Source organism: Photobacterium aquimaris (assembly GCF_002954455.1).
GTDB classification, from domain to species: Bacteria; Pseudomonadota; Gammaproteobacteria; order Enterobacterales; family Vibrionaceae; genus Photobacterium; species Photobacterium aquimaris.
The window spans coordinates 25,434-48,426 of sequence record NZ_MSCC01000006.1; the positions used below are offsets into that span (position 1 = coordinate 25,434).

A 22,993-nucleotide genomic window follows, 5' to 3' on the forward strand; every position below is an offset into this window, starting at 1 on the left:
TTTTATGCGACGACTTAGCAAATCAGTGCTTATTTTGGTGTTAATAGTCGTGGTGTGTTTAACCACCCTCATCGGACTATTACATAGCCGCTATAATCAGCCGCTGGTTAATTTTATCCTTGCCCAAGTATCGCCTTATCAAGTAGTTGCCAAAAAAATTGATTATGATATTCGCACCCCTTATCAGATACGATTTGAACATGCTGAAATCATTGAAAACCAGCAAGTACTGATCCACGCTGACAGTATTCAACTATGGCTATCCAAATCCAGTATAACCAAGGATAAACTGGCGTTTGACGGAATACAGATTAACAATATCACCTCAGCTAATATGCCGTTATTAACCAGCTTACCGCCACTCACAATCAAACGCTTAGTGTTTAATAATACCAACCTCAACACTCCAACATTTACAATTAAGCATGGTTTAATTCAGTTCGATAATTGGCAAACACCCGCAGCCAACATACCATGGTGGCAAAGTTTTAATGGCAGCTTAAAAATGAGTGCCACCAGCATAAAATGGCACCAATTTGAATTACAGCAATTACTGATCAACGCCAATAAGCACCACCAACAATGGCAATTTGATGGTATCTCTGGGCTGTGGCATCAGGCAAAAATAACAGCTCAAGCACAGTTCAATAATACCGATCATAGTTTGACTATCGATCAGCTGACACTCAATAAATTCCGCTTACAAGATCAACAATTGGTTAATGATTGGCAACAACAATTAACCCTACACCTAGCACCACTCACCGCAATCAATATTAAACGGTTAGATGTCATCGATAGCAGTATTGAATTAGCGCAATGGAGTGCTGATGATATTAATCTATCGCTTCAAAACTGGCACTGGCCACAGAACTATTGGCAGCAAAAAAATAGTCGTTTATCGTTCAGTGCTAGCCATGTACAGTGGCATCAGGTGAATTTTGAACAACCATTGGCTGAATTACAATTTATGCCCCAACAAATTATCAGTCATGGCATGTCAGCACATATGATGGAAGGATTTGTTCGCATCGATGGTTGGATCGATCCCCAGCAATTATTTGTGAGTGATTTAAAAGCCAGTGGTATTAAATGGTTTTTAAACAAAGATTGGCTACAAAGATGGCAGCAATGGCAGCATCAATACACCGATATAATATTTAAAAATCTTAATATTAATAACAGTCAGATCACCTCATCTGCAACCACAATTCCGTTTCAACTCGCTGGTATTGATATTGATGTTCAAGATGCGGTATTGAAACAAAATAATCAGTGGGGATTATGGCAAGGACAGCTTGAAGCTAACCTAGGTTTTGGCAGTATCAATCAGGTGATTATCAACCAAGCCATTGCGACTATGCATAGCAATGCCGGTAAATGGCAGTTAGATAAATTAGTATTACCGTTTAACCATGGCATGTTAAAAGCACGCGCAAGGGTGGCACTTAATGATCCACAGCGCCCATGGCAATTAACCCTGATGGGTGACACCATACCAGCACAAACTCTATCCCAATGGCTATCATTACCCTTACCGCTCACAGGGGCTATTGATACTCAAATAAAGCTCCATGGATTGGCTGGTACTCAAGCGGATTTTAATCATCACTTAAGTGGCACTGCTAACGCTGATTTTCGCCAATTAGCGTTAATCAATATCACACCACAGCAATTATTCACTCAGTGGCAGCAATCGAATTTTTCAACCGTCAATCAAACTGCAACAGCACCAGAGCTGCCATTAATAGCAACACCGCTGATACTTACAGCCCAACACGGTACAATCCAAATGCAACCATTAACAGCCATGGCTAAAGGTTTCGCGCTAAATATTGACAGTCGTTGGAACTTAACAGATACCAAGCAACAGCAACTTAAACTTAAATTGACGACGGGCTGTCAGCAATTAATTAAAGAATGGCTTCAAGGAGTATCCACAGTCACGGTAGACTCATCCTGCAATGGTAATACTAAATATGTACCAGTAAACGTTGCAGATACCGCTTTACCACATTGAACATTCACATCGACCGTCACTCGTCCTTTGCGCCCTTGAGTAATACGATCAAAATCACCGCGTAAATGCTCAAGAGTAGTGACGGCGATCGGCCGCTCTGTAACTGGTGCTGAGTAACGTATATGGCTGTCAACCAAAATAATATTCCCCTGCAAACCGCGCTCTTTTAGCAGCAACCAAATAAATCCCCACCCAGCGAGAGTTGCCATGGTAAAGATACTGCCAGCAAACATAAATTCATTGGGATTAATATTGGCATTAAACAGCGCACTAACTTCAAATCGATAGCCAGTATACTGATTAATTTTGATGCCCATTTTGTCACTGATCGGAATTTGGTTTTGCCATAATGTTTGTAATTCTTGGCACCATTGCGGCTGCCGAGCGACGTCCGTTAAGGGTGATAATGGTTTTACCATCTGCTGATGACGCATTGGGCCATGCGCGTCACTTAACTCGCCACGACTTTCAAAGCCATTTTTAAGGTAAAATGGAATAGCCGCTTCACGCGCATTACATACTAACCGCTTGGCACCGTCATAACGCGCTAAAGATTCCAGAGCCAATAAAATCATTCCGCCGAGGCCATGATGACGCACAGCAGCATCTACCGCCATGTAACGAATTTGACCTTCGTTATCAGGTGTCACATATAAACGTCCAATTGCGACCACATTATCATGGCTATCAACTAACATACGATGAGCACTGACGTCATCATACGCATCACGCTCAGAACCCTGTGGCATTTGCCATGGCTGACGCAACATTTGCCAGCGAAAATAATAGTAACTCGCCAATTGTGATTCTGTTTGCGGAGTGATTAATCGAAACATCCATTTCCTCTTTTCTTAATCGTCTGCATTTTTGCACCCACAATGTGCAAATAAAGCGGTTAAACCTGCAACCAAAAAGTCACTGGACCATCATTGACTAATGCCACTTTCATATCGGCACCAAAGACACCCTTTTCGGTGACAATCGACTGCGCTTTACATTGTTCGACAAAATATTGGTACAGACGTTCCGCTTCAACCGGAGCTGCGCCCGCAGAAAATCCAGGGCGCATGCCTTTTTTAGTATCTGCTGCTAATGTAAATTGTGAAACGACTAACACGCTACCTTGTGCTTGCTGAACATTGAGATTCATTTTATCGTCAGCATCACTAAAGATACGATAGCCCAATACTTTATCGCGCAGCTTTTGCGCTTTGGCTTCATCATCACCTTTTTCAACCCCAAGCAGCACTAACAACCCACAGCCAATTGCTCCGGTTATTTTACCGTCAACGGTAACACTGGCTTCACTCACCCGTTGAATTAGCGCAATCATTATTATTCCTTCTTATTAGTTAAACCTTGGTCACTGTTAGTTAACGTTGTTGGTGAGCGGAGTGGGCTCACATCCCAAAAACCACGTTCACCTAAACTGGCGGTAATTTCAGCCCCTAGCAACACAATACACCAACATAAATAAATCCATACAAATAAAATAGGGATCACAGACAATGCACCATAGATCATTTGATAGGAATGAAAATGAGCTAAATAAATCACAAAGCCTTTTTTACTTAACTCAAATAAAACACTACTACACAACGCACCTATTAATGCATGGTTAAAGGTTACCTTACAATTAGGTACTAATGCATAAAGCAATAGGAAAGCCAACCCTGACATCATTGACGGTAACCATTGTAATGACTGTTGCACCACGCCATGTAATGTTTGATGATCAAGTAATGCCAATGAACCTAGGTATGAACTTAATGCAATACTTGAACCCAAAAGAATAGGACCTAAGGTCAGAATCATCCAATATACTGCTAATGATATTACCCAGCGGCGCTTTTTCTTTACTCGCCAAATATAATTAAGTGCTTTATCAATCGAAGAAATAAGCATCATCGCCACGACAAATAATGCTCCAATTCCAACTACGGTCATTTTACCGGCATTAACAATAAATTCATTAAGGTAAGTTGTTACCACTACCCCTGCTGCGGGTACAAAGTTAGTGATCACAAACTGTTGTACTTGATCGCCAACCCCAGCAAAAACAGGTATCGCAGATAACGCAGAAACGACTACAGTTAACAGCGGCACTAATGACAATAAGGTTACATAAGCCATTGATCCAGCGGTTACCGTCAAGCGGTCATGGTTCACTCGCTGGATTAAATAACCAAAATATTCCATTATTCGCGGCAAACGTTGCCACAACACAAATTTCACAGGTTGTTTTTTGTCAGCCATAATAGAGTGTTATACCTATAAGTTATCGAAAACAGTCATACTAACATCAGATACTGGCATGGATGTTTAGCTATCGAATTCGTTACTTTAGCACGACGCGGTACCACCATTTATTTGTTATTTTGCATGTCTCACCAAGGAGCAAAACATGCCTTATTTTATTGCAATCTTTTTAAGTGTTAGCCTACTTTCTGGCTGCCAAACAGCCTATTATTCGGCGATGGAAAAAGTCGGCGTTTATAAACGCGATATCATGGTTGATCGAGTTGAAGATGCCAACCAAGCCCAAAAAAACGCTCAAAAACAATTTACCAGTGCCCTTGATGGCCTCAAAGCACTGAATCAGTTTGATGGTGGCGATCTTGAATCCGCTTATAAGGATATTGATAGCCAATATAAAAACAGTGAAGCTGCAGTCAATAACGTCAACGACCGTATTGCAGCAATTGAAGATGTTGCCAATGCGATGTTTGATGAATGGCAACAAGAACTGGCGTTATATAAAAGTGCCACCCTCAAACGCGATAGCCAACGTAAATTACAAACAACAAAACTATCTTACAATAAAATGCTAACTGCGATGAAACGCGCCGAGAAGAAGATGGAGCCAGTTTTAGATACACTACGTGATAACACTCTTTATCTTAAGCATAACCTCAATGCGGCAGCAATTGGCTCGCTTCAAGGCCAGTTTACTTCATTACAAACCGAAATTTCAGGCGCTATTCGTGATATGAATCGCGCTATTGCGGAATCAAATCGTTTTATTGGTCATTTGAAAAAGTAGCCACCATTTCATGACCATAAAAAAAGAGCTAACAGGGTTAGCTCTTTTTTTGTCTCTATAATATTTTCATGGCTCTCAAATACAACAATCCCCCGCTTGTTGCCAAGCGAGGGATTGTATTAGTATCGTTCAGCTAGAGGTAATTACTTACCGCCACGACCTGCACGCTTACGATCGTTTTCAGTAAGAAGTTTCTTACGGATACGAATGCTTACAGGTGTAACTTCTACTAGCTCATCGTTATCGATGAATTCTAGTGCTTGCTCAAGTGTGTACTTGATAGCAGGAGAAAGAGTTTGCGCTTCGTCAGTACCAGAAGCACGAACGTTAGTTAGCTGCTTACCCTTCAGACAGTTAACTGTAAGGTCGTTAGAACGGTTATGAATACCGATGATTTGACCTTCGTAAACTTCGTCTGCGTGCTCAGTAAATAGACGGCCACGCTCTTGTAGGTTAAACAATGCGTAAGTCAGTGCTTTACCTGTTGCGTTAGAAATCAATACACCGTTGTTACGTTGACCGATTGTACCGCCCTTGTGAGGACCGTAGTGATCAAACGAATGGTAGATAAGACCAGAACCTGAAGTCAATGTCATGAACTCAGTTTGGAAACCGATAAGACCACGAGAAGGCATCATGAAGTCCATGCGAACACGGCCTTTACCATCTGGTGCCATATCTGTTAGCTCACCTTTACGAAGACCGATGTTCTCCATAATACCGCCTTGGTGCTCTTCAACCACGTCGATAGTTACAGTTTCAAACGGTTCCATTAACTTACCATCTTCTTCTTTGATGATAACTTCTGGACGAGATACAGCTAGCTCGTAACCTTCACGACGCATGTTTTCGATCAGGATAGATAGGTGAAGTTCACCACGGCCTGATACGCGGAATTTGTCTGGGTCAGCTGTTTCTTCAACACGTAGTGCAACGTTGTGTACTAGTTCTTTTTGAAGACGCTCAAGGATGTTACGTGAAGTAACAAACTTACCTTCTTTACCAGCAAACGGAGAGTTGTTTACTTGGAAAGTCATAGTAACTGTTGGTTCATCAACAGAAAGTGGTGTTAGAGCTTCAACACAGTTCTGGTCACAAATTGTGTCAGAAATCTTAAGCTCGCCAAGACCAGTGATTGCGATGATATCACCCGCTTTAGCTTCTTCAATTTCGTGACGCTCAAGACCTAAGTAACCTAAAACAGTACCTACTTTACCGTTACGCTTAGAACCGTCAGCACCAACGATAGTTACTTGTTGGTTAGCTTTAACTGTACCACGAGTGATACGAGCAACACCGATAACACCAACGTAAGAGCTGTAATCTAGCTGAGAGATTTGCATCTGTAGTGGGCCATCAACGTCTACTGATGGTGCAGCAACGTTATCAACGATAGATTGGAACAATGGTTCCATGTTCTCGCCAATTTCGCCTTCTTCTAAAGTAGCCCAGCCATTTAGCGCAGAAGCATAAACCACTTGGAAATCTAGTTGCTCATCAGTTGCGCCTAGGTTGTCGAATAGGTCAAAGATTTGATCCATTACCCACTCAGGACGTGCACCTGGACGGTCAATCTTGTTAATTACAACGATTGGCTTAAGGCCGTATGCGAACGCTTTTTGCGTTACGAAACGAGTTTGAGGCATCGGGCCATCAACTGCATCAACGATAAGTAATACAGAGTCAACCATAGACATGATACGCTCAACTTCACCACCGAAGTCTGCGTGTCCAGGGGTGTCTACGATATTGATACGGTAGTCATTCCAGTTAATTGCTGTGTTCTTAGCAAGAATGGTAATGCCACGTTCTTTTTCGATATCGTTAGAATCCATCACACGTTCTTCGGCTTCGCCGCGACCCTCTAACGTGCCAGATTGCTGTAGAAGTTTATCAACCAGGGTAGTTTTACCGTGGTCTACGTGAGCAATAATTGCGATATTTCTTAAGTTATCGATCGATTGATTAGACATTAGTTTCACATTCACTCAGAACATGCAGCGTCTTAATAGAGGCTACTTGATTAAAAAAACGGCTCATAATTTAACAGATTTTACTCTAAAACCCACGCAATATGTGATTTATATCACCAGCTTTTTTCTCAACTTGCTCTAGAGCCGCATTTTTACTCACTTTTTTGGCTGTTTTTATTTTTTTTAACCCCTCCATTCGTACGATAAATTCCCCTAAATGGACTAAAAATGCGATCTGGATCACTTTTCATTTACAGCCTAGTGATAAATATTTAGCAAAAAACACACCTAATTATCACTGCGTGGATTGACAATATTTGCCCTCATCACCATAGTAGTATGACTATTAAATGGATGAATGTATTGAAAGATATCATCCCCTTTTCAATCACAATTGCGAAAGCACCAACTTGGTGCAACGGCTCACCATAATAGTGCAAACAGGACAGGAAAAAGTTCCAATAACATGGCAAACCCGCCTTTTTTGGGGCTTTTAAAAGTTGGCATGGTTTTCGCTTTAACACTTTTAGATTCGCTCACGCTAAACATGAGCAAAAGTTTGCGGCCATCGCTCTAAATAACACCGGAGGTTACTCAAGATGTCAGTTGAAAACGTACTAGCGCTGATCCAGGAAAATGAAGTTAAGTTTATTGACCTACGTTTTACCGATACCAAAGGTAAAGAACAGCACATTTCTATTCCATCTCACCAAATCGATGCTGATTTCTTCGAAGAAGGAAAAATGTTTGATGGCTCTTCAGTTGCAGGCTGGAAAGGCATTAACGAATCAGACATGGTGATGATGCCTGACGCAGCAAGTGCGGTACTTGACCCATTTACTGAAGACGCAACCCTAAATATTCGTTGTGATATTCTTGAGCCAGCAACAATGCAAGGCTACGATCGCGATCCACGTTCAATCGCTAAGCGCGCAGAAGAGTTTATGCGTTCAGCTGGTTTTGCTGATAATGTACTTGTCGGTCCTGAGCCAGAGTTCTTCTTATTTGACGATGTTAAGTTCAACACTGACATGTCAGGTTCATTCTTTAAGATTGACGACATTGAAGCGGCATGGAATAGCGGTGCTAGCATCGAAGGCGGTAACAAAGGTCACCGTCCAGGCGTTAAAGGTGGTTACTTTCCAGTAGCGCCTGTTGATTCATCACAAGACATTCGTTCTGCAATGTGTTTAATCATGGAAGAGATGGGACTTGTTGTTGAAGCTCACCACCATGAAGTAGCCACTGCTGGTCAAAACGAAATCGCAACTCGTTTCAACACCCTAACTAATAAAGCAGATGAAATTCAGATTTATAAGTATGTTGTTCATAACGTTGCTCACGCATTTGGTAAAACAGCAACCTTTATGCCTAAACCACTAGTTGGTGATAACGGCTCTGGTATGCACGTACACATGTCACTAGCAAAAGACGGTGTAAACCTGTTTGCTGGTGATAAATACGGCGGCCTATCAGAAATGGCACTGTTCTACATCGGCGGTATCATCAAGCACGCACGTGCAATCAACGCCTTTGCGAACCCATCAACTAACTCGTACAAGCGTTTAGTCCCTGGCTATGAAGCACCTGTTATGTTGGCTTACTCGGCACGTAACCGTTCGGCATCTATCCGTATTCCTGTAGTACCAAGTCCAAAAGCACGTCGTATCGAAGTACGCTTTGGTGATCCAGCAGCAAACCCATACCTAGCTTTTGCAGCAATGCTAATGGCAGGCCTTGACGGTATCGCGAATAAGATCCACCCAGGTGAAGCGATGGATAAAGATCTATACGACTTACCAGCAGAAGAAGCAGCAGAGATTCCAAAAGTAGCAGAGTCACTACAAGGTGCACTACAAGCGCTTGACGAAGATCGTGAATTCTTAACCTCTGGTGGCGTATTCTCTGACGACTTTATTGATTCTTACATCACGCTAAAATCGCAAGATGTAGAGAAAATCAATATGGCAGTACACCCATTAGAGTTTGAACTTTACTACTCTGTTTAAGTAATCACTTAATTACTTAACAATTAAGATTTAGGCCTGCTTCACACGCAGGCCTTTTTGATCTTGCTACCTCAACAAAAGCGGCAACAATAAAGAATTTACTGGCCATTAAGGTCTTGCTGGAGAGTTAATGGATGAAACTCATTAATCTGGTATCAATGCTATTCTTTACAACAGCAGCGAGCACCGCCTTAGCGACAACAATTTATTCTTGGACTGATGACAATGGCGTGGTGCATTTTAGTGACACCCCTGAAGTACCACAGGCCAGTACCGTTGAGCTATCCGTTACTGAAGTGCTATCACAATCAACCATGGTTGAGGCCAGTCACGTTAACAATGTCGAAGTTGAAACGATCACTGCAGAAATAGAATCCCCACTTCCAGTAGCAACCATCAGCTTGTTAGCACCACTACACCAACAAACGCTGCGTAATAACGATGGCGATATTACTATTCGCGCCGTCAGTAACCGTAAATTGAATAAAACCCTTCAGGCCCAATTAGTCATTGATGGCCAAGTTTACAGCAAACCTCAAACCCAATTGTCTTGGGAATTAACCAATATTGATCGCGGTACCCATAAAATTCAAATCCAATTACTTAACAATGGCAAGATCCTTGCTTCATCTGAAAGTATTACGGTTTATTTACATCGCGCATCACAGGCTCGTCCTAAGAACAGCCCAGTTCAACCGCAGTAACGTCTATTTACAATAAATCCTGCCTGTTCGCTGTTAAACCGAGTACACTTTAATGCACCAAATTAGTGCATTATCTAACAGCGACGGGTGTGCGCTTGCACCAATCGTCTTTTGCTTGATTATCGATAAGGATGATGATTGTGAATACTAGTTTTACACCCATAATTCTCGACAACTTAGTCACCGCTATCGTCTTAGTTGATGAAACGTTAGTGATTCGTTACGTCAATCCTGCTGCCGAACAACTATTATCGTCAAGCAAGCGCCGTCTACTTGATACTCAACTGCCACAACTATTGCAGCACAGCTCGCTTGATCTTAATCATGTCAAAGCCACCCTCCATAGTGGCCAAGGGTTAGCTGACAGTGATGTCACTTTTGTCATAGATGGCCATCGACATTTACTTGGTGTTAATGCTAGCCCTATCTCATGGCAAAAACAGTTGTTGATTTTATTGGAGCTAAAACCGATTGATCAACAACGTCGTATTAGCCAAGAGCTTAATCAACATGCACAACAACAAGCAGCCAAAGAATTAGTCCGTGGTTTAGCTCATGAAATAAAAAACCCACTCGGCGGATTACGTGGCGCGGCGCAATTACTTGAAAAAACCCTTCCTGATAGCAGTTATCACGAATACACCCAAATGATCATTGAACAAGCTGATCGGCTGCGTAATTTAGTTGATCGCTTATTAGGACCACAACGACCAGGGATCCGTAAAACCGATAACATTCATTCGGTATTAGAAAAAGTACGCCAACTGGTTAACATTGACACTGATAGCACCATTACCATTGAGCGTGATTACGATCCGAGCTTACCCGAAATTAATATGGATGCTGAACAACTGGAACAGGCGTTACTCAATATTGTCAGTAACGCAGCATTAGCATTAAAAAGCCAAGGTGGTGGCACCATAAAATTAAAAACCCGCACCGCCCATCAAAGCTTAATTCAAGGCGTTCGTCATCGTGTTACTGCCACCATTGAAATCATTGATAATGGCCCTGGTATTCCAGCGGACATTCAAGATACCTTATTTTATCCGATGGTTACTGGTCGTGAAGGCGGTACCGGATTAGGGTTATCAATTGCGCGAAATCTGATTGATCAGCACCAAGGTAAAATTGAAGTGTTCAGCTGGCCAGGGCACACCAATTTCACGATTCATTTACCGATTAAGTCATAACATTAGCTATCACAGGAGGCTTATTATGAGCAAAGGATTAATCTGGGTTGTTGATGATGACAGCTCTATTCGCTGGGTGTTAGAACGCACCTTAATCAATGCGGGCATGAAATGTGAAACATTTGCTGATGCCGATAGCGTATTAGCAGCATTAGAACGCAGTGTCCCCGATGTCTTAGTGTCTGATATTAAAATGCCAGGTACCGACGGCTTAGCACTACTCAAAGTACTACAGCAAGACTACGCCACTTTACCGGTTATTATTATGACCGCGCATTCTGATCTTGATGCGGCTGTTAACGCTTATCAACGTGGCGCATTTGAGTATCTTCCCAAACCATTTGATATCGATGAAGCCGTCACCTTAGTTGAACGAGCACTGAGTCATAGTCAGGAACAAAAGCGTCAACAACAGCCAGTCATTGATACCAAACATGCACCAGAAATTATTGGTGAAGCTCCTGCGATGCAAGAAGTGTTTCGAGCTATTGGCCGTTTATCCCGCTCATCAATTTCAGTGCTCATTAATGGCGAATCAGGTACAGGTAAAGAGTTGGTCGCCCATGCTTTGCATCGCCATAGCCCTCGCAGCAATAACGCTTTCATTGCCCTAAATATGGCAGCTATTCCCAAAGATTTAATTGAATCAGAGTTATTTGGCCATGAGAAAGGCGCTTTCACCGGCGCTAATAGTGTTCGCCAAGGTCGCTTTGAACAAGCTAATGGCGGCACGTTATTTCTTGATGAAATCGGCGATATGCCATTAGATATTCAAACTCGATTGTTGCGCGTATTAGCCGATGGGCAGTTTTATCGTGTTGGTGGTCATGCGCCCGTCAATGTTGATGTGCGCATTATCGCAGCGACCCATCAACACCTCGAACGCCTCGTCAGTAGCGGCGAATTCCGTGAGGATTTGTTCCACCGCCTCAATGTTATTCGCGTCCATCTGCCATCATTAAAAGACCGCCGCCAAGATATTCCTCAACTGGCGCACCACTTTTTACAACGCGCAGCAGATGAACTCAGTGTCGACGTAAAATCACTCCACCCACAAACCGCAGAGAAACTTTCTCAACTGTCGTGGCCGGGTAATGTGCGCCAATTAGAAAATATCTGCCGCTGGTTGACCGTAATGGCAAGCGGTAATGAAATCTTACCTGCCGATTTACCACCAGAAATCACTGACACTGCCACGGTAATACCCACGACTGAAGCTCAGCATTGGCACCAAGGGTTACAACAATGGGCTCAGCAAGCGTTGCAACAAGGTGAGACGGAGTTATTAGCACAAGCGTTACCACAGTTTGAAAAAATCCTGCTCGAAACCGCTTTGCTTCATACTCACGGTCATAAACAAGAAGCAGCAAAATTACTTGGCTGGGGACGCAACACGCTGACACGAAAACTTAAAGAATTACAAATCCATGATTAACCCGTAGCGAAGTTGGCACATGTTCCAGTGCACATTTTTCTGTAACAATGATGAATGTCATTTGGTGATTGCGTATACTCAATCCATCTTTAACATCGAGAACTATAATCATCATGATAAACAAAGATCTTCCACTCACGGATATTCACCGCCATCTTGATGGTAATATTCGTCCACAAACTATCTTAGAATTAGGTCAGCAATTTAACATCGCCCTACCGGCAACAGAAATTGAAGCATTACGTCCACACGTACAAATTGTTGAAGCAGAGCCAAGCTTAGTCGCTTTTTTAAGTAAATTGGATTGGGGTGTGGCGGTATTAGGTGATTTAGACGCCTGCCGTCGAGTGGCTTATGAAAACGTCGAAGATGCACTTAAAGCACAGATTGATTACGCTGAATTACGTTTCTCACCTTACTACATGGCGATGAAACACAACCTTCCCGTTGCAGGTGTTGTTGCTGCTGTCGCTGATGGTGTTGCTGCTGGTTGTCGTGATTTTGGCATCAAAGCCAACCTAATTGGTATTATGAGTCGTACTTTTGGTACTCAAGCCTGTCAGCAAGAGCTGGATGCATTATTAAGCCATAAAGACCAACTTGTCGCGATTGATCTCGCGGGTGATGAACTAGGACAACCTGGCACCCAATTTATCTCGCACTTTAAACAAGTCCGTGATGCTGGATTACAAATCACGGTACACGCAGGTGAAGCAGCAGGTCCTGAGAGTATGTGGCAAGCAATTAACGAGCTTGGCGCGGTACGTATTGGTCACGGCGTAAAAGCTGTTAATGATCCAAAACTAATGGATTACTTAGCAGAACATCGAATTGGTATTGAATCTTGTATTACTTCAAATATTCAAACCAGCACCGTTGCTGATATTGCTCAGCACCCAGTAAAAGCCTTCCTTGAACACGGTATTCTTGCTTGTTTAAATACCGATGATCCAGCCGTTGAAGGCATAGAACTGCCTTATGAATATGAAGTTGCCGCACCTAAAGCAGGTTTAAGTGTTGCTCAAATTCGACAAGCGCAAATCAATGGACTTGAGCTAGCATTCTTGTCTGCAGCAGAAAAGCAGGCATTGCGTGATATTGCCAGTAAGCGTGGCTAATCTCTCGAGGTTATAACGCTACTTCAGCGGCTATAATCCACAAATTAAAACGCCTCGGTTTCACGTGAAACCGAGGCGTTTTTTATTGCGCTATTTTTAAGAGTTAGATAACTCGCGAGAACTGCTGCTGACGCGCACGGTCTCGTAAATATTTATCAAAGCACATGCAAATATTACGAATCAATAAACGCCCTTTCAGTTCAACATGAATCGTGTCGTGATCCACTGTCACCAATTGGTCATTGATAAAAGTCTTGAGCAATTGAAGGTCTTCGCTAAAGTAACTATCAAAATCAATCTTAAACTCGGCTTCAATAGCACGTTTATTTAATTGAAAATTACAGATCAATGCTTTAATAACTTCACGACGCAACAGGTCATCTGCGTCTAAGGTTACCCCTTTCCACAATGCTGTTTGTTGGTCTGCCATTTGGCTGTAATACAGCTTTAACTCTTTTTGGTTCTGCGCATAGCAATCACCAATCATCGAAATCGCCGATACACCCATGCCTAATAAGTCACAATCGCCTTGAGTGGTATAGCCTTGGAAATTACGGTGCAAAATACCCTCGCGCTGCGCTACCGCTAATTCATCATCAGGCAACGCAAAGTGATCCATACCAATAAACTGATACCCTGCTCCTGTTAGGGTCGCAATAGTATCTTGTAGAATCGCTAACTTCTCAGTCGCTGACGGTAACTGATCTTCATGAATTTTACGCTGCGCAGCAAACAAACTTGGCATGTGAGCATAGTTAAATACTGATAATCGTCCCGGCTTCATGGTCAAGACTTGCTGCAGTGTTTCGGCAAACAGTGCTTTGGTTTGCAATGGCAACCCATAAATTAAATCAAGATTGGTTGAGCGATAGCCTAACTCACGCGCACGTTCCACCATTGCAAAAATAAACGCTTCATCTTGCTCACGGTTTACTAACTTCTGCACATCTTTATTAAAATCTTGAACACCAATGCTGAGACGGTTAAAACCTTCGCTTCGCAAATGATCAAGAATATCCAGTTCAATTTCTCGCGGATCGACTTCAATACTGATTTCAGCGTCGGCATCAAAGTTAAATGCATTACGTAACGCGGTCATTAAACGGCTAATTTGTGCTGCAGTTAAAAATGTCGGTGTACCACCACCCCAATGCAATTGACTCACTTGACGATCACCAAGCAAGGTCGCACGTTGCTTTATTTCTTGCTCAAGCACATCTAAATATTGATCGGCTTTGTGCTGATGGCGAGTAATGATTTTATTACAGCCACAGTAATAACAAAGCTTATGGCAAAAAGGGATATGAATATAAAGCGATAATTTACGATCTGGGTATTGTTGACATGCCATCTCAAATTCAGCAGATGTAAATGCTTGGTTGAATTCTAGTGCGGTCGGGTAAGAAGTATAACGAGGGCCTGAATAGTTATATTTTTCAATCAGGGCCTGATCCCAAATAATCTGCTCATTTGACATGACATTGTTCCAATTTGGTGAATATATAATAAATAGAGTGTGTCACCATTTTACTAAAAGTAAAACCTATCCTTGTTGTTCAATTTACACTCTGGACAAAAACAAACACCGCCAATAAATGGCGGTGTTAATAATTACGATGGTAGGTTAAACCTTGGTTGATAGGATGGCATCTAATTCAAGTTTAATCTCAGCTTGTAGACGAGACTCTGCTTTCATGCGTTCAAGATCAAATCGCATTCGGCGTTGTTTCTCTATTTGCTGACGCGCATCACCGCGAGGCATATCTTTAACCACTTGGTATAAGTCGGTTAATGCCGGATACGTTGCTGCAAAATCAACTTGTTTATCTGCTTGCAACACTTCCATTAATTTATATAACCGAATTGCGGCTTCAGACATATCACACTGTTCTTGTTTACATGCCATTGCGATAATAAAGACGCTTTCTAATATATTGTCATTTCTGGCTTTGATTGCTGCGGCCTGTTGCTCAGCAGCACGGGCTAAAAATAATTTATGCCGTTGTTGCTGCTTATAAAGCTTAGCCAATAACAATCCTGCGTACAGTGCCAATCCAGCTACAATAACGCCACCAATAACAAATAGAAGTGTTATTCCCTGCAACGGTTACTCCTTATCGAAATTATCAAAATCCATGTTTTCAAATTGCGCTAATAAATCATCGTCTGAACGAGGCTTAGACTTAGTACTAGCTGTAACAGGTGCTGATGCTTCTTCAACATCATCAAATAAACCCAGTTGCTTCATTAGACGTTCAATACGGTCTAACTTCATATCAACTTGTTTTTGCAGGCCTGCACCTAGTTTTTCACCAGCATCAATGCGATCTAATAGCACCATCAATTGGGCATCATTTTCAAGCATAGCCAATTCTTGCTCTGCTGATAAACGGCGCTGTTGCTTAGTTTGGGGTTTTTTAGGTTCAACAATCAGTGGAACTAATTTTTTACTACCTAAACGTGGATCTTTTTTCTGGCCACCATTACGCTGTTTATTGTCTTCAACAGCTGAATGACGACTACCTGATTTTAAGCCTTTACGCTTCTTCGCCTTTTGGCGTTCACGAGTCTCAATATCAACTTTACTATTTGATTTTTCACGGTATACAGCCGGTCCTTCAGAACCTACGGTGCGCGCTCTTTTCTTACGGGTCATTACTGGGGTTTCCTCAGCAAAATCACATCATTTCCAACAAACTCAACTTCAAGACCATCACGTTGGGCTAAAAAGCAAAACGTATCACGGCTAAAAAAGCTGACATGGGTTGGGTCGTTCTTATAGTACCAATGCCCAAAGGCATCAGTGTCGGTTACTAGTTTGGTCATGATTCCCAGCCAACCGCCGGGTTTAACTAAACGTAGCAACAGCCCCCATTCCTTCGCAGGCCGATAAAAATGCTCGATTGCTTCTGTGCAGGTAACAAAATCATACTGACATGCTAATACTGCAGATTGTGCTGCAAAATAAGGGTCATATATCGTCATAGTATACCCCATTTCTGCCAACATCACTGACAAGGTCGGCCCTGGACCACTTCCAAAATCCAATCCAAATAATGGCGGTAATGGTAATCGCATTACCAATGGTGTGGCTAAGCGGGCTAAAAATTGGCGATAACCAGCATCATTTGAATTATTTCGATGTTGGTCATAGACTAGTTTTTCTTGGGTCGACGCTAAATGAGTTGTCGGATCGGCATAAATTAATGCACAGTGTAAACAACGAAAGTAATCACGGTTAGTGTCTGCTACCAACCACCGATTATCATGACTTCCACAAAGTGGGCATCTATCCATTGTCTTCTCCACAACGACTGAATATTTACGAACAGCAGCAGCGGGGTAAAATCGAGCGGGCTATTCTATACCCAATTGCAGTTAAGATGTAGTTCTGCTGACAAATTGTTCAATTTATTCGACCATTTTAGCCTATTAAAAAGCGAAATATCACTTTTACAACATAATAGTTGCTACTAAAAAGGCCAAAATTTAGACCAAAAAAAAGCGATAGGTCTGCACCTATCGCTATATGGGGTAAGCTATGAGCTTATAATTCTGTCTAGTCTTTCCATAACCAGCAATCAACGTCCCGGTTTAACAAATATCCATTTATTATGATCGCAATCCATGCTGATATTGTTCGTCACTATCCTAGTGAATTTTTACGTCCTTATACCATTCCGTAGTGTGTCAACTTATCCTAAGTTGGCGTTCCCTATCGCAATGTTACGCTCCAATAACGTTACCACCATCCTTATGCGGTACATCATCCTGACATACCTGAGCTATATCACTATAGCTACTCTCTTTCCTGAGTGTCGACCCTGACAATCCTTACGCTTCCTGCATCTACCCTAGTCTCCTGACTAGACTTCCTGTGTATCCTTCAGGCTTCAATGCCTAAGCTATCCTAGCGCTTCCAATCCTATGCCGCACTCCTTGTCGACAGGGAGTAATTTACCTTAAGCCATCATTAAAACAATGTATCAAGATCACACTTTTAAAAGCTCAATCAACACCATTAAACAAGTCTATGTTCTATAAAACAAAAAAATAATCGACTACAAATCAAATCATCATTACAGCGTTAACCAATGGTCGATCTCTTACAATAGCAATGGCTGATGCCCCGTTACTAAAATATGAACAAACAGTAACGCTACGTAATAACTGCGCTAATAATGCTGATAGGACCGCTAATGTAAGCCACCGACATACGCTGACAGCGCCGTTATTTCATTATCAGTGAGCTTTACAGCCACAGATTGCATCATACGGTTGAGATCATTATGACGCGACCTCGCACGAAATCCTTGCAACTGTAATGCCGTATATTCGGCATTCTGACCCGAAATTTTAGGAAAACCAGCAAGGCTAGTGCCATTGCCACGTGGGCCATGACAGCTAATACACGCAGCAATTCCCCGCTCTGGATCACCAAAACGGTATAATGGCTCAGCAATCGCAAGCACATTTTCTGGGGTAGTATTGGGTGAGATAGGCAATGAGGAAAAATACGCGCCAAGATCGGCCATATCGGTAGCTGATAATCCAGCAACCATGCCTGCCATAATAGCGTTATTGCGACCTTGAGTTCCTTCGGTCGTGAGTGCCAATTTATAATCAGCCAGCTGTTTCACTATATAATCAGCATGTTGACCAGCTAATTTAGGATATTGCGCAATAATTGCATTACCATCGCTACCATGACATGCAACACAGGTGACGGCCTTTAACTTACCAGCATTGATATCACCTTGTGCCCACGCTGAAGAACTCGCAACCAGTATGAATATTAAGACTAATTTTTTCATGATATTCCATTTATAATTATAGGGCTTCCGTACCACAAGTAATGCTCAGTAACATGGTATACAATACGACCATAAACCAAACACGGTTTAATATATCTTAGACAATTTCACAAAAAAGCGCTCATTTTACAATCTGAGGGCTTGACGGAGTTAACAGTGAATCAACCTCTCAACTATAGAAATACCAGTTTTATTACAAGTGCACCGGATATTCGTCACTTGCCACAAGATGTCGGCGTTGAGATCGCATTTGCTGGTCGCTCCAATGCCGGTAAATCAAGTGCACTAAACCGCCTAACTGATCAAAAAAGTTTGGCTCGTACTTCAAAAACCCCTGGCCGTACCCAATTAATTAATATGTTTGAAGTCATTAATGGCTGTAACTTAATTGACTTACCTGGCTACGGTTTTGCACAAGTACCCCTTGAGCTTAAATTAAAATGGCAGAAAGCATTAGGTGAATATCTACAACGCCGTGAATGTTTACAAGGCTTAGTGGTATTAATGGATATTCGTCACCCAATGAAAGATCTTGATCAGCAAATGATCAATTGGGCAATTGAAAGTAGTTTGCCTGTTTTAGTGCTATTAACTAAAGCTGACAAATTAAAGAGTGGTGCGCGTAAAGCACAAGTATTAAAGATCCGTGAAATGTCGAAAGATTTTGGCGGTAGCGTTCAAGTTGAAGCCTTCTCTTCACTGAAAGGCATTGGCGTTGATCAAGTTCGTCGTAAACTTGATGAGTGGTATGCTCCAGAATTAGAGCGTCAACGTGTACTTGCAGCAGACGATAGTGAAGTTTTTAATTTGCCATCGGCAGAATAAAACCTATAAATATTCACACCACTAAACATGCTTAAAAATTCCCCACCACCATCGGTGGGGTAATACAGAGAGAATTAAGAGGTTGTTGTTATTGTCATTGCTGCATTGATGATTTCATTAACTAACGCAACCTCTACGCTTACCAGATTCCGCTTTATTTGGTCGTTTTACGACATTCCCCACACCACAGCTCTTATTCCCTTATTTAAATCGGTAAATATTATTGATTACAACACATTATTTTAATTAAAAAACAAGCTCACTATTTGTTAATAATTTAAAATATTTATGGAATTTAATTACATCATCAATTGCTTAAAAAAAAAACAAAAAAAAGCCATCCTCAATACCGAGAATGGCTATTTCATGTCTTTGTTCGTCTGCTAGTCATGCTGACTAACCAACAAAATCAAATATGAACAAGAAGCTATTACTATTATAGCCTGCCCATTTTAAATTTAAAGTATTTACTCTAAAAAACACATAAACAAACATAAAGCGATTGCAAGCAGTGATGAATAAAGGCCTGAACAATCGGTTTGAATCACAAAAAACCATCGATTTTATGTGTTTTGAGTGATAAACAATCAGAAAATGACATTAATAATAAATAAAAAACAATCAGGGGTGACCGCGAGGTCAAAGTGAAAAATCAGTATAACGAGGAGAATTTTTTACATTAGCACAATAAAAAACGCCCCGGTCCAATAAATAGACCGGGGCAGCTGAATCAGCCAAATCCAATAACGTGAAACAAAAGGTCTGAAAGATAGAACATCTTACCTCTGTACCCTACACTATCAACTGTATATCAATCGTTCAGTTTTGGGAAGTCTTTGTCGTAATTTTTTTTCATGATTTTGTAAGTAGTTTTTACATAATTGTTCTTATTTTTAACAAAAAAATAGCTGATAGTGACATCAGCTATGATTGTTTTAGCCATTAACCCCCATTTGGATTAGTGAGCCTGATCCCAATTATCACCACTACCCGCCTCTGCAATTAATGGTACCGCTAACGTTGCCGCTTGCTCCATCAATTGACGAACTTTTGCCGTCACACTGTCTAACGCTGAAGCTTCTACTTCAAACACTAATTCATCGTGTACTTGCATTAATAAGCTCACAGTTTGTTGCGGTTGTTGTTGCACCCATTCATCAACAGCAATCATGGCTAATTTAATAATATCTGCGGCCGTTCCTTGCATTGGCGCGTTAATCGCTGCACGTTCAGCAGCCTTACGACGCAGGCCATTACGCGCCTTAATATCAGGAAGATACAAACGACGACCAAACAGTGTCTCAACATAACCCTGCTCTGCCGCATTATTACGCGTACTTTCCATATATTCTAAAACACCCGGGTAACGCTCAAAATACACATTCATGTAATCTTGTGCTTCATTACGTCCCATATCGAGTTGTTTAGCTAAACCAAACGCACTCATGCCATAAATTAAACCGAAGTTAATTGCCTTAGCGCGTCGACGTTGTTCTGTCGTTACATCATCAATTGCTAGCCCTAAAATTTCAGCGGCTGTTGCGGCGTGAATATCCTTACCTTCTCTAAATGCATTCAGTAACGCCTCGTCACCAGAAAGGTGCGCCATAATACGTAATTCAATTTGAGAATAATCGACAGCCAGAATTTTATAACCCGGTTTAGCGACAAAGGCTTGACGGATACGACGGCCTTCTTGGTTACGAACCGGAATATTTTGCAGGTTAGGCTCACTAGATGATAAACGTCCAGTTACTGTTCCAGATTGATGATAAGAAGTATGGACACGACCTGTCGCAACATTAACCATCTTTGGTAACTTATCGGTATAAGTCGATTTTAGTTTTGCTAAGCCACGGTATTCTAATAGTAATTTCGGTAATGGGTAATCTAACGCTAATTCTTGTAGCACTTCTTCATTGGTTGAAGGTGTACCTGAAGGGGTTTTCTTGATAACAGGCAAGCCCATCTTTTCAAATAGAATCGCTTGTAATTGTTTCGGTGAACTTAAATTAAACTCTTCACCTGCTAGCTCATAAGCCAGCTTTTCGATTTCATCTAATCGTTGTGCTAATTCTATTGATTGTGCGCCAAGCAACGTACTATCAATGTACACACCCATACGTTCCATGCGTGATAACACCGGCACTAACGGCATTTCAATTGTTTCAAACACTTTTTTAAGCTTGGCATCAGCGGCAACTTTTGGGTATAACGCATTGTGTAAACGTAGCGTAATATCCGCATCTTCTGCAGCATAAGGGCCAGCTTGCTCAAGGTCGATTTGATTAAAGGTTAATTGTTTCTTACCTTTACCCGCGATATCTTCAAAACTAATGTTTTTATGCTCAAGGTAACGCAACGCTAAGCTGTCCATATCATGACGACCAACAACGCTGTTATAGACATAAGATTCAAGCATGGTATCAAATTGAATACCCTGCATATCAATGCCATATCGCGCGACAATACTGGCATCAAATTTTAAATTTTGTCCGACTTTAGCAAGGTTTTTATCTTCTAATAATGGCTTTAATTGCGCTAACACCCAATCACGATCGAGTTGCGCTGGCGCATCAAGATAATCATGAGCGACTGGCACATAAGCAGCTTTACCTTCTTCAACCGCAAATGAAACCCCAATCAGATTCGCTGTCATGTAATCAAGACCATCGGTCTCAGTATCAAATGCAAACACATCGGCATTTTTTAGCTGGGTTAACCAACCATTAAAACTGGCTTGATCCAATACGGTTTCATAACCACTACGATCAATCGTTGGGGCAACCACAGTTGGCTCCGCCGATGTTGTTGCTGCACTTTCATCAGCTACAATGCGGCCATCACTGCCATCCAACATTTCGGTTAGCCAGCGACGGAATTGTAATTTACCAAACAATTCAGTCAATGCATCGGTATCAGGTACGCCTTTACATAATTGCTCTGGTGTCAGCTCTAGTTCCACATCAAGCTTAATTGTCGCCAGTTTATAAGACATATAAGCGGCTTCTTTATTATCAAGCAGCTTTTTCGCCATTGTTTTTGAGCCACGAAAACCTAGTGGTGCAATATCATCAAGGTTGGCATACAGCGCATCTAAACCACCAACGCCAGTTAATAACGCCTTAGCCGTTTTCTCTCCAACCCCTGGTACGCCAGGAATATTATCAACCTTATCTCCCATAAGGGCTAAGTAATCGATGATCAACTCAGGACCAATACCAAACTTATCCACAACACCCGCAGGATCCATCACTACATCAGTCATGGTGTTGATCAACGTAACGTTTTGATCAACTAACTGAGCCATATCTTTATCACCAGTACTGATTAATACTGGCATGCCTTGTTGTGATGCCTGTGTTGCTAGGGTACCGATCACATCATCAGCTTCAACCCCAGAGATCGCGATCAATGGTAATCCCATTGCTTTGATCACTGCATGTAATGGCTCAATCTGACCGCGAAGATCATCCGGCATCGGAGGACGATTGGCTTTATACTCAGGGTAAATATCATCACGGAATGTTTTACCTTTAGCATCAAAGATAACCGCAATACGATCAGTCGAAAACTGACGCAGCATACTGCGCAACATGTTAACCACACCGTAAATTGCACCCGTCGGTTCACCATCAGAATTAGTGAAATTAGGCGCAGCATGATAAGCGCGATAAAGATAAGAGGATCCATCAATGAGGATCAATGGATTTTCAGGAATCGTAGCCATAGGGTTATTCTTATATCCAAGCGAAAGTAGTTCAGGTTAGGTCTATTATCGACCAAATTTACCCCTACACCACAGAAAAAATGCAATGTTGACTAGAATGCCATGCCAAACCGCAACTGTTAACTGCTG

At 41.8% G+C, this 22,993-nt stretch carries 19 protein-coding genes; 8 read left to right on the forward strand and 11 right to left on the reverse strand.

Annotation, left to right across the window (positions count from 1 at the left end; genetic code table 11):
• Positions 1 to 4: 4 nt before the first annotated feature.
• Positions 5 to 2,020: an AsmA family protein gene (locus BTN98_RS19545; protein WP_060998597.1), complete on the forward strand. Its 2,016-nt coding sequence runs from the start codon at positions 5 to 7 to the stop codon at positions 2,018 to 2,020.
• Here the strand turns inward: BTN98_RS19545 and BTN98_RS19550 are convergent.
• From BTN98_RS19550 to BTN98_RS19560, 3 genes are read right to left on the reverse strand one after another with little or no spacing between them, the layout of a single operon-like run.
• Positions 1,927 to 2,856 carry a bifunctional GNAT family N-acetyltransferase/hotdog fold thioesterase gene (locus BTN98_RS19550; RefSeq protein WP_060998598.1) on the reverse strand — a complete coding sequence of 310 codons (930 nt, stop codon included), beginning with the start codon at positions 2,854 to 2,856 and terminating at the stop codon, positions 1,927 to 1,929. The genes BTN98_RS19545 and BTN98_RS19550 overlap by 94 nt on opposite strands.
• 59 nt (positions 2,857 to 2,915) lie before the next feature.
• Positions 2,916 to 3,353 (reverse strand): D-aminoacyl-tRNA deacylase, encoded by a 438-nt coding sequence (gene dtd, locus BTN98_RS19555; protein WP_060998599.1) that lies wholly within the window; start codon positions 3,351 to 3,353, stop codon positions 2,916 to 2,918.
• Positions 3,354 to 3,355: 2 nt separating this feature from the next.
• On the reverse strand, positions 3,356 to 4,276 hold the full coding sequence (locus tag BTN98_RS19560) for a virulence factor BrkB family protein (protein WP_065190101.1): 921 nt from the start codon (positions 4,274 to 4,276) through the stop codon (positions 3,356 to 3,358).
• Between the two features lie 148 nt (positions 4,277 to 4,424).
• Here BTN98_RS19560 and BTN98_RS19565 point away from each other — a divergent pair, with 148 nt between their 5' ends.
• On the forward strand, positions 4,425 to 5,063 hold the full coding sequence (locus BTN98_RS19565) for a DUF2959 domain-containing protein (protein WP_060998600.1): 639 nt from the start codon (positions 4,425 to 4,427) through the stop codon (positions 5,061 to 5,063).
• A gap of 143 nt (positions 5,064 to 5,206) precedes the next feature.
• Here the strand turns inward: BTN98_RS19565 and typA are convergent, their stop codons facing one another.
• Positions 5,207 to 7,036, reverse strand: a complete 1,830-nt coding sequence (gene typA, locus BTN98_RS19570; RefSeq protein ID WP_060998601.1) for a translational GTPase TypA — start codon at positions 7,034 to 7,036, stop codon at positions 5,207 to 5,209.
• A gap of 599 nt (positions 7,037 to 7,635) precedes the next feature.
• Between typA and glnA the strand changes: the two genes are divergently transcribed.
• The 5 genes from glnA to add all read left to right on the forward strand — a co-directional run bounded on the left by glnA (position 7,636) and on the right by add (position 13,495).
• Positions 7,636 to 9,045, forward strand: a complete 1,410-nt coding sequence (glnA, locus tag BTN98_RS19575; protein ID WP_060998602.1) for a glutamate--ammonia ligase — start codon at positions 7,636 to 7,638, stop codon at positions 9,043 to 9,045.
• A gap of 134 nt (positions 9,046 to 9,179) precedes the next feature.
• Positions 9,180 to 9,749, forward strand: a complete 570-nt coding sequence (locus tag BTN98_RS19580) for a DUF4124 domain-containing protein (RefSeq protein WP_060998603.1) — start codon at positions 9,180 to 9,182, stop codon at positions 9,747 to 9,749.
• Between the two features lie 134 nt (positions 9,750 to 9,883).
• Entirely contained in the window at positions 9,884 to 10,942 is a 1,059-nt protein-coding gene (gene glnL / locus BTN98_RS19585; protein ID WP_060998604.1) for a nitrogen regulation protein NR(II), read from the forward strand.
• Positions 10,943 to 10,967: 25 nt separating this feature from the next.
• Entirely contained in the window at positions 10,968 to 12,377 is a 1,410-nt protein-coding gene (gene glnG / locus BTN98_RS19590) for a nitrogen regulation protein NR(I) (protein ID WP_060998605.1), read from the forward strand.
• A 113-nt stretch (positions 12,378 to 12,490) separates the two neighbouring features.
• Positions 12,491 to 13,495, forward strand: coding sequence for an adenosine deaminase (gene add, locus BTN98_RS19595; RefSeq protein WP_060998606.1), 1,005 nt, complete (start codon positions 12,491 to 12,493; stop codon positions 13,493 to 13,495).
• A 103-nt stretch (positions 13,496 to 13,598) separates the two neighbouring features.
• Here add and hemN read toward each other — a convergent pair whose 3' ends face one another.
• From hemN to BTN98_RS19620, 5 genes are all read right to left on the reverse strand, one after another.
• Positions 13,599 to 14,972 carry an oxygen-independent coproporphyrinogen III oxidase gene (gene hemN, locus BTN98_RS19600; protein WP_060998607.1) on the reverse strand — a complete coding sequence of 458 codons (1,374 nt, stop codon included), beginning with the start codon at positions 14,970 to 14,972 and terminating at the stop codon, positions 13,599 to 13,601.
• 147 nt (positions 14,973 to 15,119) lie between these two features.
• Positions 15,120 to 15,599, reverse strand: coding sequence for a DUF2489 domain-containing protein (locus BTN98_RS19605; RefSeq protein ID WP_060998608.1), 480 nt, complete (start codon positions 15,597 to 15,599; stop codon positions 15,120 to 15,122).
• Between the two features lie 3 nt (positions 15,600 to 15,602).
• The gene (yihI, locus tag BTN98_RS19610; protein WP_060998609.1) at positions 15,603 to 16,151 is read right to left on the reverse strand and encodes a Der GTPase-activating protein YihI; all 549 of its coding nucleotides are present in this window, start codon (positions 16,149 to 16,151) and stop codon (positions 15,603 to 15,605) included.
• Positions 16,151 to 16,792: a class I SAM-dependent methyltransferase gene (locus tag BTN98_RS19615; RefSeq protein ID WP_060998610.1), complete on the reverse strand. Its 642-nt coding sequence runs from the start codon at positions 16,790 to 16,792 to the stop codon at positions 16,151 to 16,153. The genes yihI and BTN98_RS19615 overlap by 1 nt, the downstream gene beginning before the upstream one ends.
• An 899-nt stretch (positions 16,793 to 17,691) precedes the next feature.
• Positions 17,692 to 18,309, reverse strand: a complete 618-nt coding sequence (locus BTN98_RS19620) for a c-type cytochrome (RefSeq protein WP_060998611.1) — start codon at positions 18,307 to 18,309, stop codon at positions 17,692 to 17,694.
• 156 nt (positions 18,310 to 18,465) lie between these two features.
• Between BTN98_RS19620 and yihA the strand changes: the two genes are divergently transcribed.
• Positions 18,466 to 19,134, forward strand: a complete 669-nt coding sequence (yihA, locus tag BTN98_RS19625; RefSeq protein ID WP_060998612.1) for a ribosome biogenesis GTP-binding protein YihA/YsxC — start codon at positions 18,466 to 18,468, stop codon at positions 19,132 to 19,134.
• Between the two features lie 730 nt (positions 19,135 to 19,864).
• On the opposite strand, the gene spfP is transcribed toward yihA, so the two are convergent.
• Together spfP and polA are read right to left on the reverse strand one after the other, a co-directional pair.
• Positions 19,865 to 19,912, reverse strand: coding sequence for a small protein SpfP (gene spfP, locus BTN98_RS20900; RefSeq protein WP_438616993.1), 48 nt, complete (start codon positions 19,910 to 19,912; stop codon positions 19,865 to 19,867).
• Positions 19,913 to 20,092: 180 nt separating this feature from the next.
• Entirely contained in the window at positions 20,093 to 22,864 is a 2,772-nt protein-coding gene (gene polA, locus BTN98_RS19630) for a DNA polymerase I (RefSeq protein WP_060998613.1), read from the reverse strand.
• Positions 22,865 to 22,993: the final 129 nt, after the last annotated feature.

Excerpts from the sequence above, each read along its gene's own strand:
- BTN98_RS19545 (WP_060998597.1), top strand. The coding sequence starts at position 5 with ATGCGACGACTTAGCAAATCAGTGCTTATTTTGGTGTTAATAGTCGTG.
- BTN98_RS19550 (WP_060998598.1), bottom strand. The coding sequence starts at position 2,856 with ATGTTTCGATTAATCACTCCGCAAACAGAATCACAATTGGCGAGTTAC.
- dtd (WP_060998599.1), bottom strand. The coding sequence starts at position 3,353 with ATGATTGCGCTAATTCAACGGGTGAGTGAAGCCAGTGTTACCGTTGAC.
- BTN98_RS19560 (WP_065190101.1), bottom strand. The coding sequence starts at position 4,276 with ATGGCTGACAAAAAACAACCTGTGAAATTTGTGTTGTGGCAACGTTTG.
- BTN98_RS19565 (WP_060998600.1), top strand. The coding sequence starts at position 4,425 with ATGCCTTATTTTATTGCAATCTTTTTAAGTGTTAGCCTACTTTCTGGC.
- typA (WP_060998601.1), bottom strand. The coding sequence starts at position 7,036 with ATGTCTAATCAATCGATCGATAACTTAAGAAATATCGCAATTATTGCT.
- glnA (WP_060998602.1), top strand. The coding sequence starts at position 7,636 with ATGTCAGTTGAAAACGTACTAGCGCTGATCCAGGAAAATGAAGTTAAG.
- BTN98_RS19580 (WP_060998603.1), top strand. The coding sequence starts at position 9,180 with ATGAAACTCATTAATCTGGTATCAATGCTATTCTTTACAACAGCAGCG.
- glnL (WP_060998604.1), top strand. The coding sequence starts at position 9,884 with ATGATTGTGAATACTAGTTTTACACCCATAATTCTCGACAACTTAGTC.
- glnG (WP_060998605.1), top strand. The coding sequence starts at position 10,968 with ATGAGCAAAGGATTAATCTGGGTTGTTGATGATGACAGCTCTATTCGC.
- add (WP_060998606.1), top strand. The coding sequence starts at position 12,491 with ATGATAAACAAAGATCTTCCACTCACGGATATTCACCGCCATCTTGAT.
- hemN (WP_060998607.1), bottom strand. The coding sequence starts at position 14,972 with ATGTCAAATGAGCAGATTATTTGGGATCAGGCCCTGATTGAAAAATAT.
- yihI (WP_060998609.1), bottom strand. The coding sequence starts at position 16,151 with ATGACCCGTAAGAAAAGAGCGCGCACCGTAGGTTCTGAAGGACCGGCT.
- BTN98_RS19615 (WP_060998610.1), bottom strand. The coding sequence starts at position 16,792 with ATGGATAGATGCCCACTTTGTGGAAGTCATGATAATCGGTGGTTGGTA.
- BTN98_RS19620 (WP_060998611.1), bottom strand. The coding sequence starts at position 18,309 with ATGAAAAAATTAGTCTTAATATTCATACTGGTTGCGAGTTCTTCAGCG.
- polA (WP_060998613.1), bottom strand. The coding sequence starts at position 22,864 with ATGGCTACGATTCCTGAAAATCCATTGATCCTCATTGATGGATCCTCT.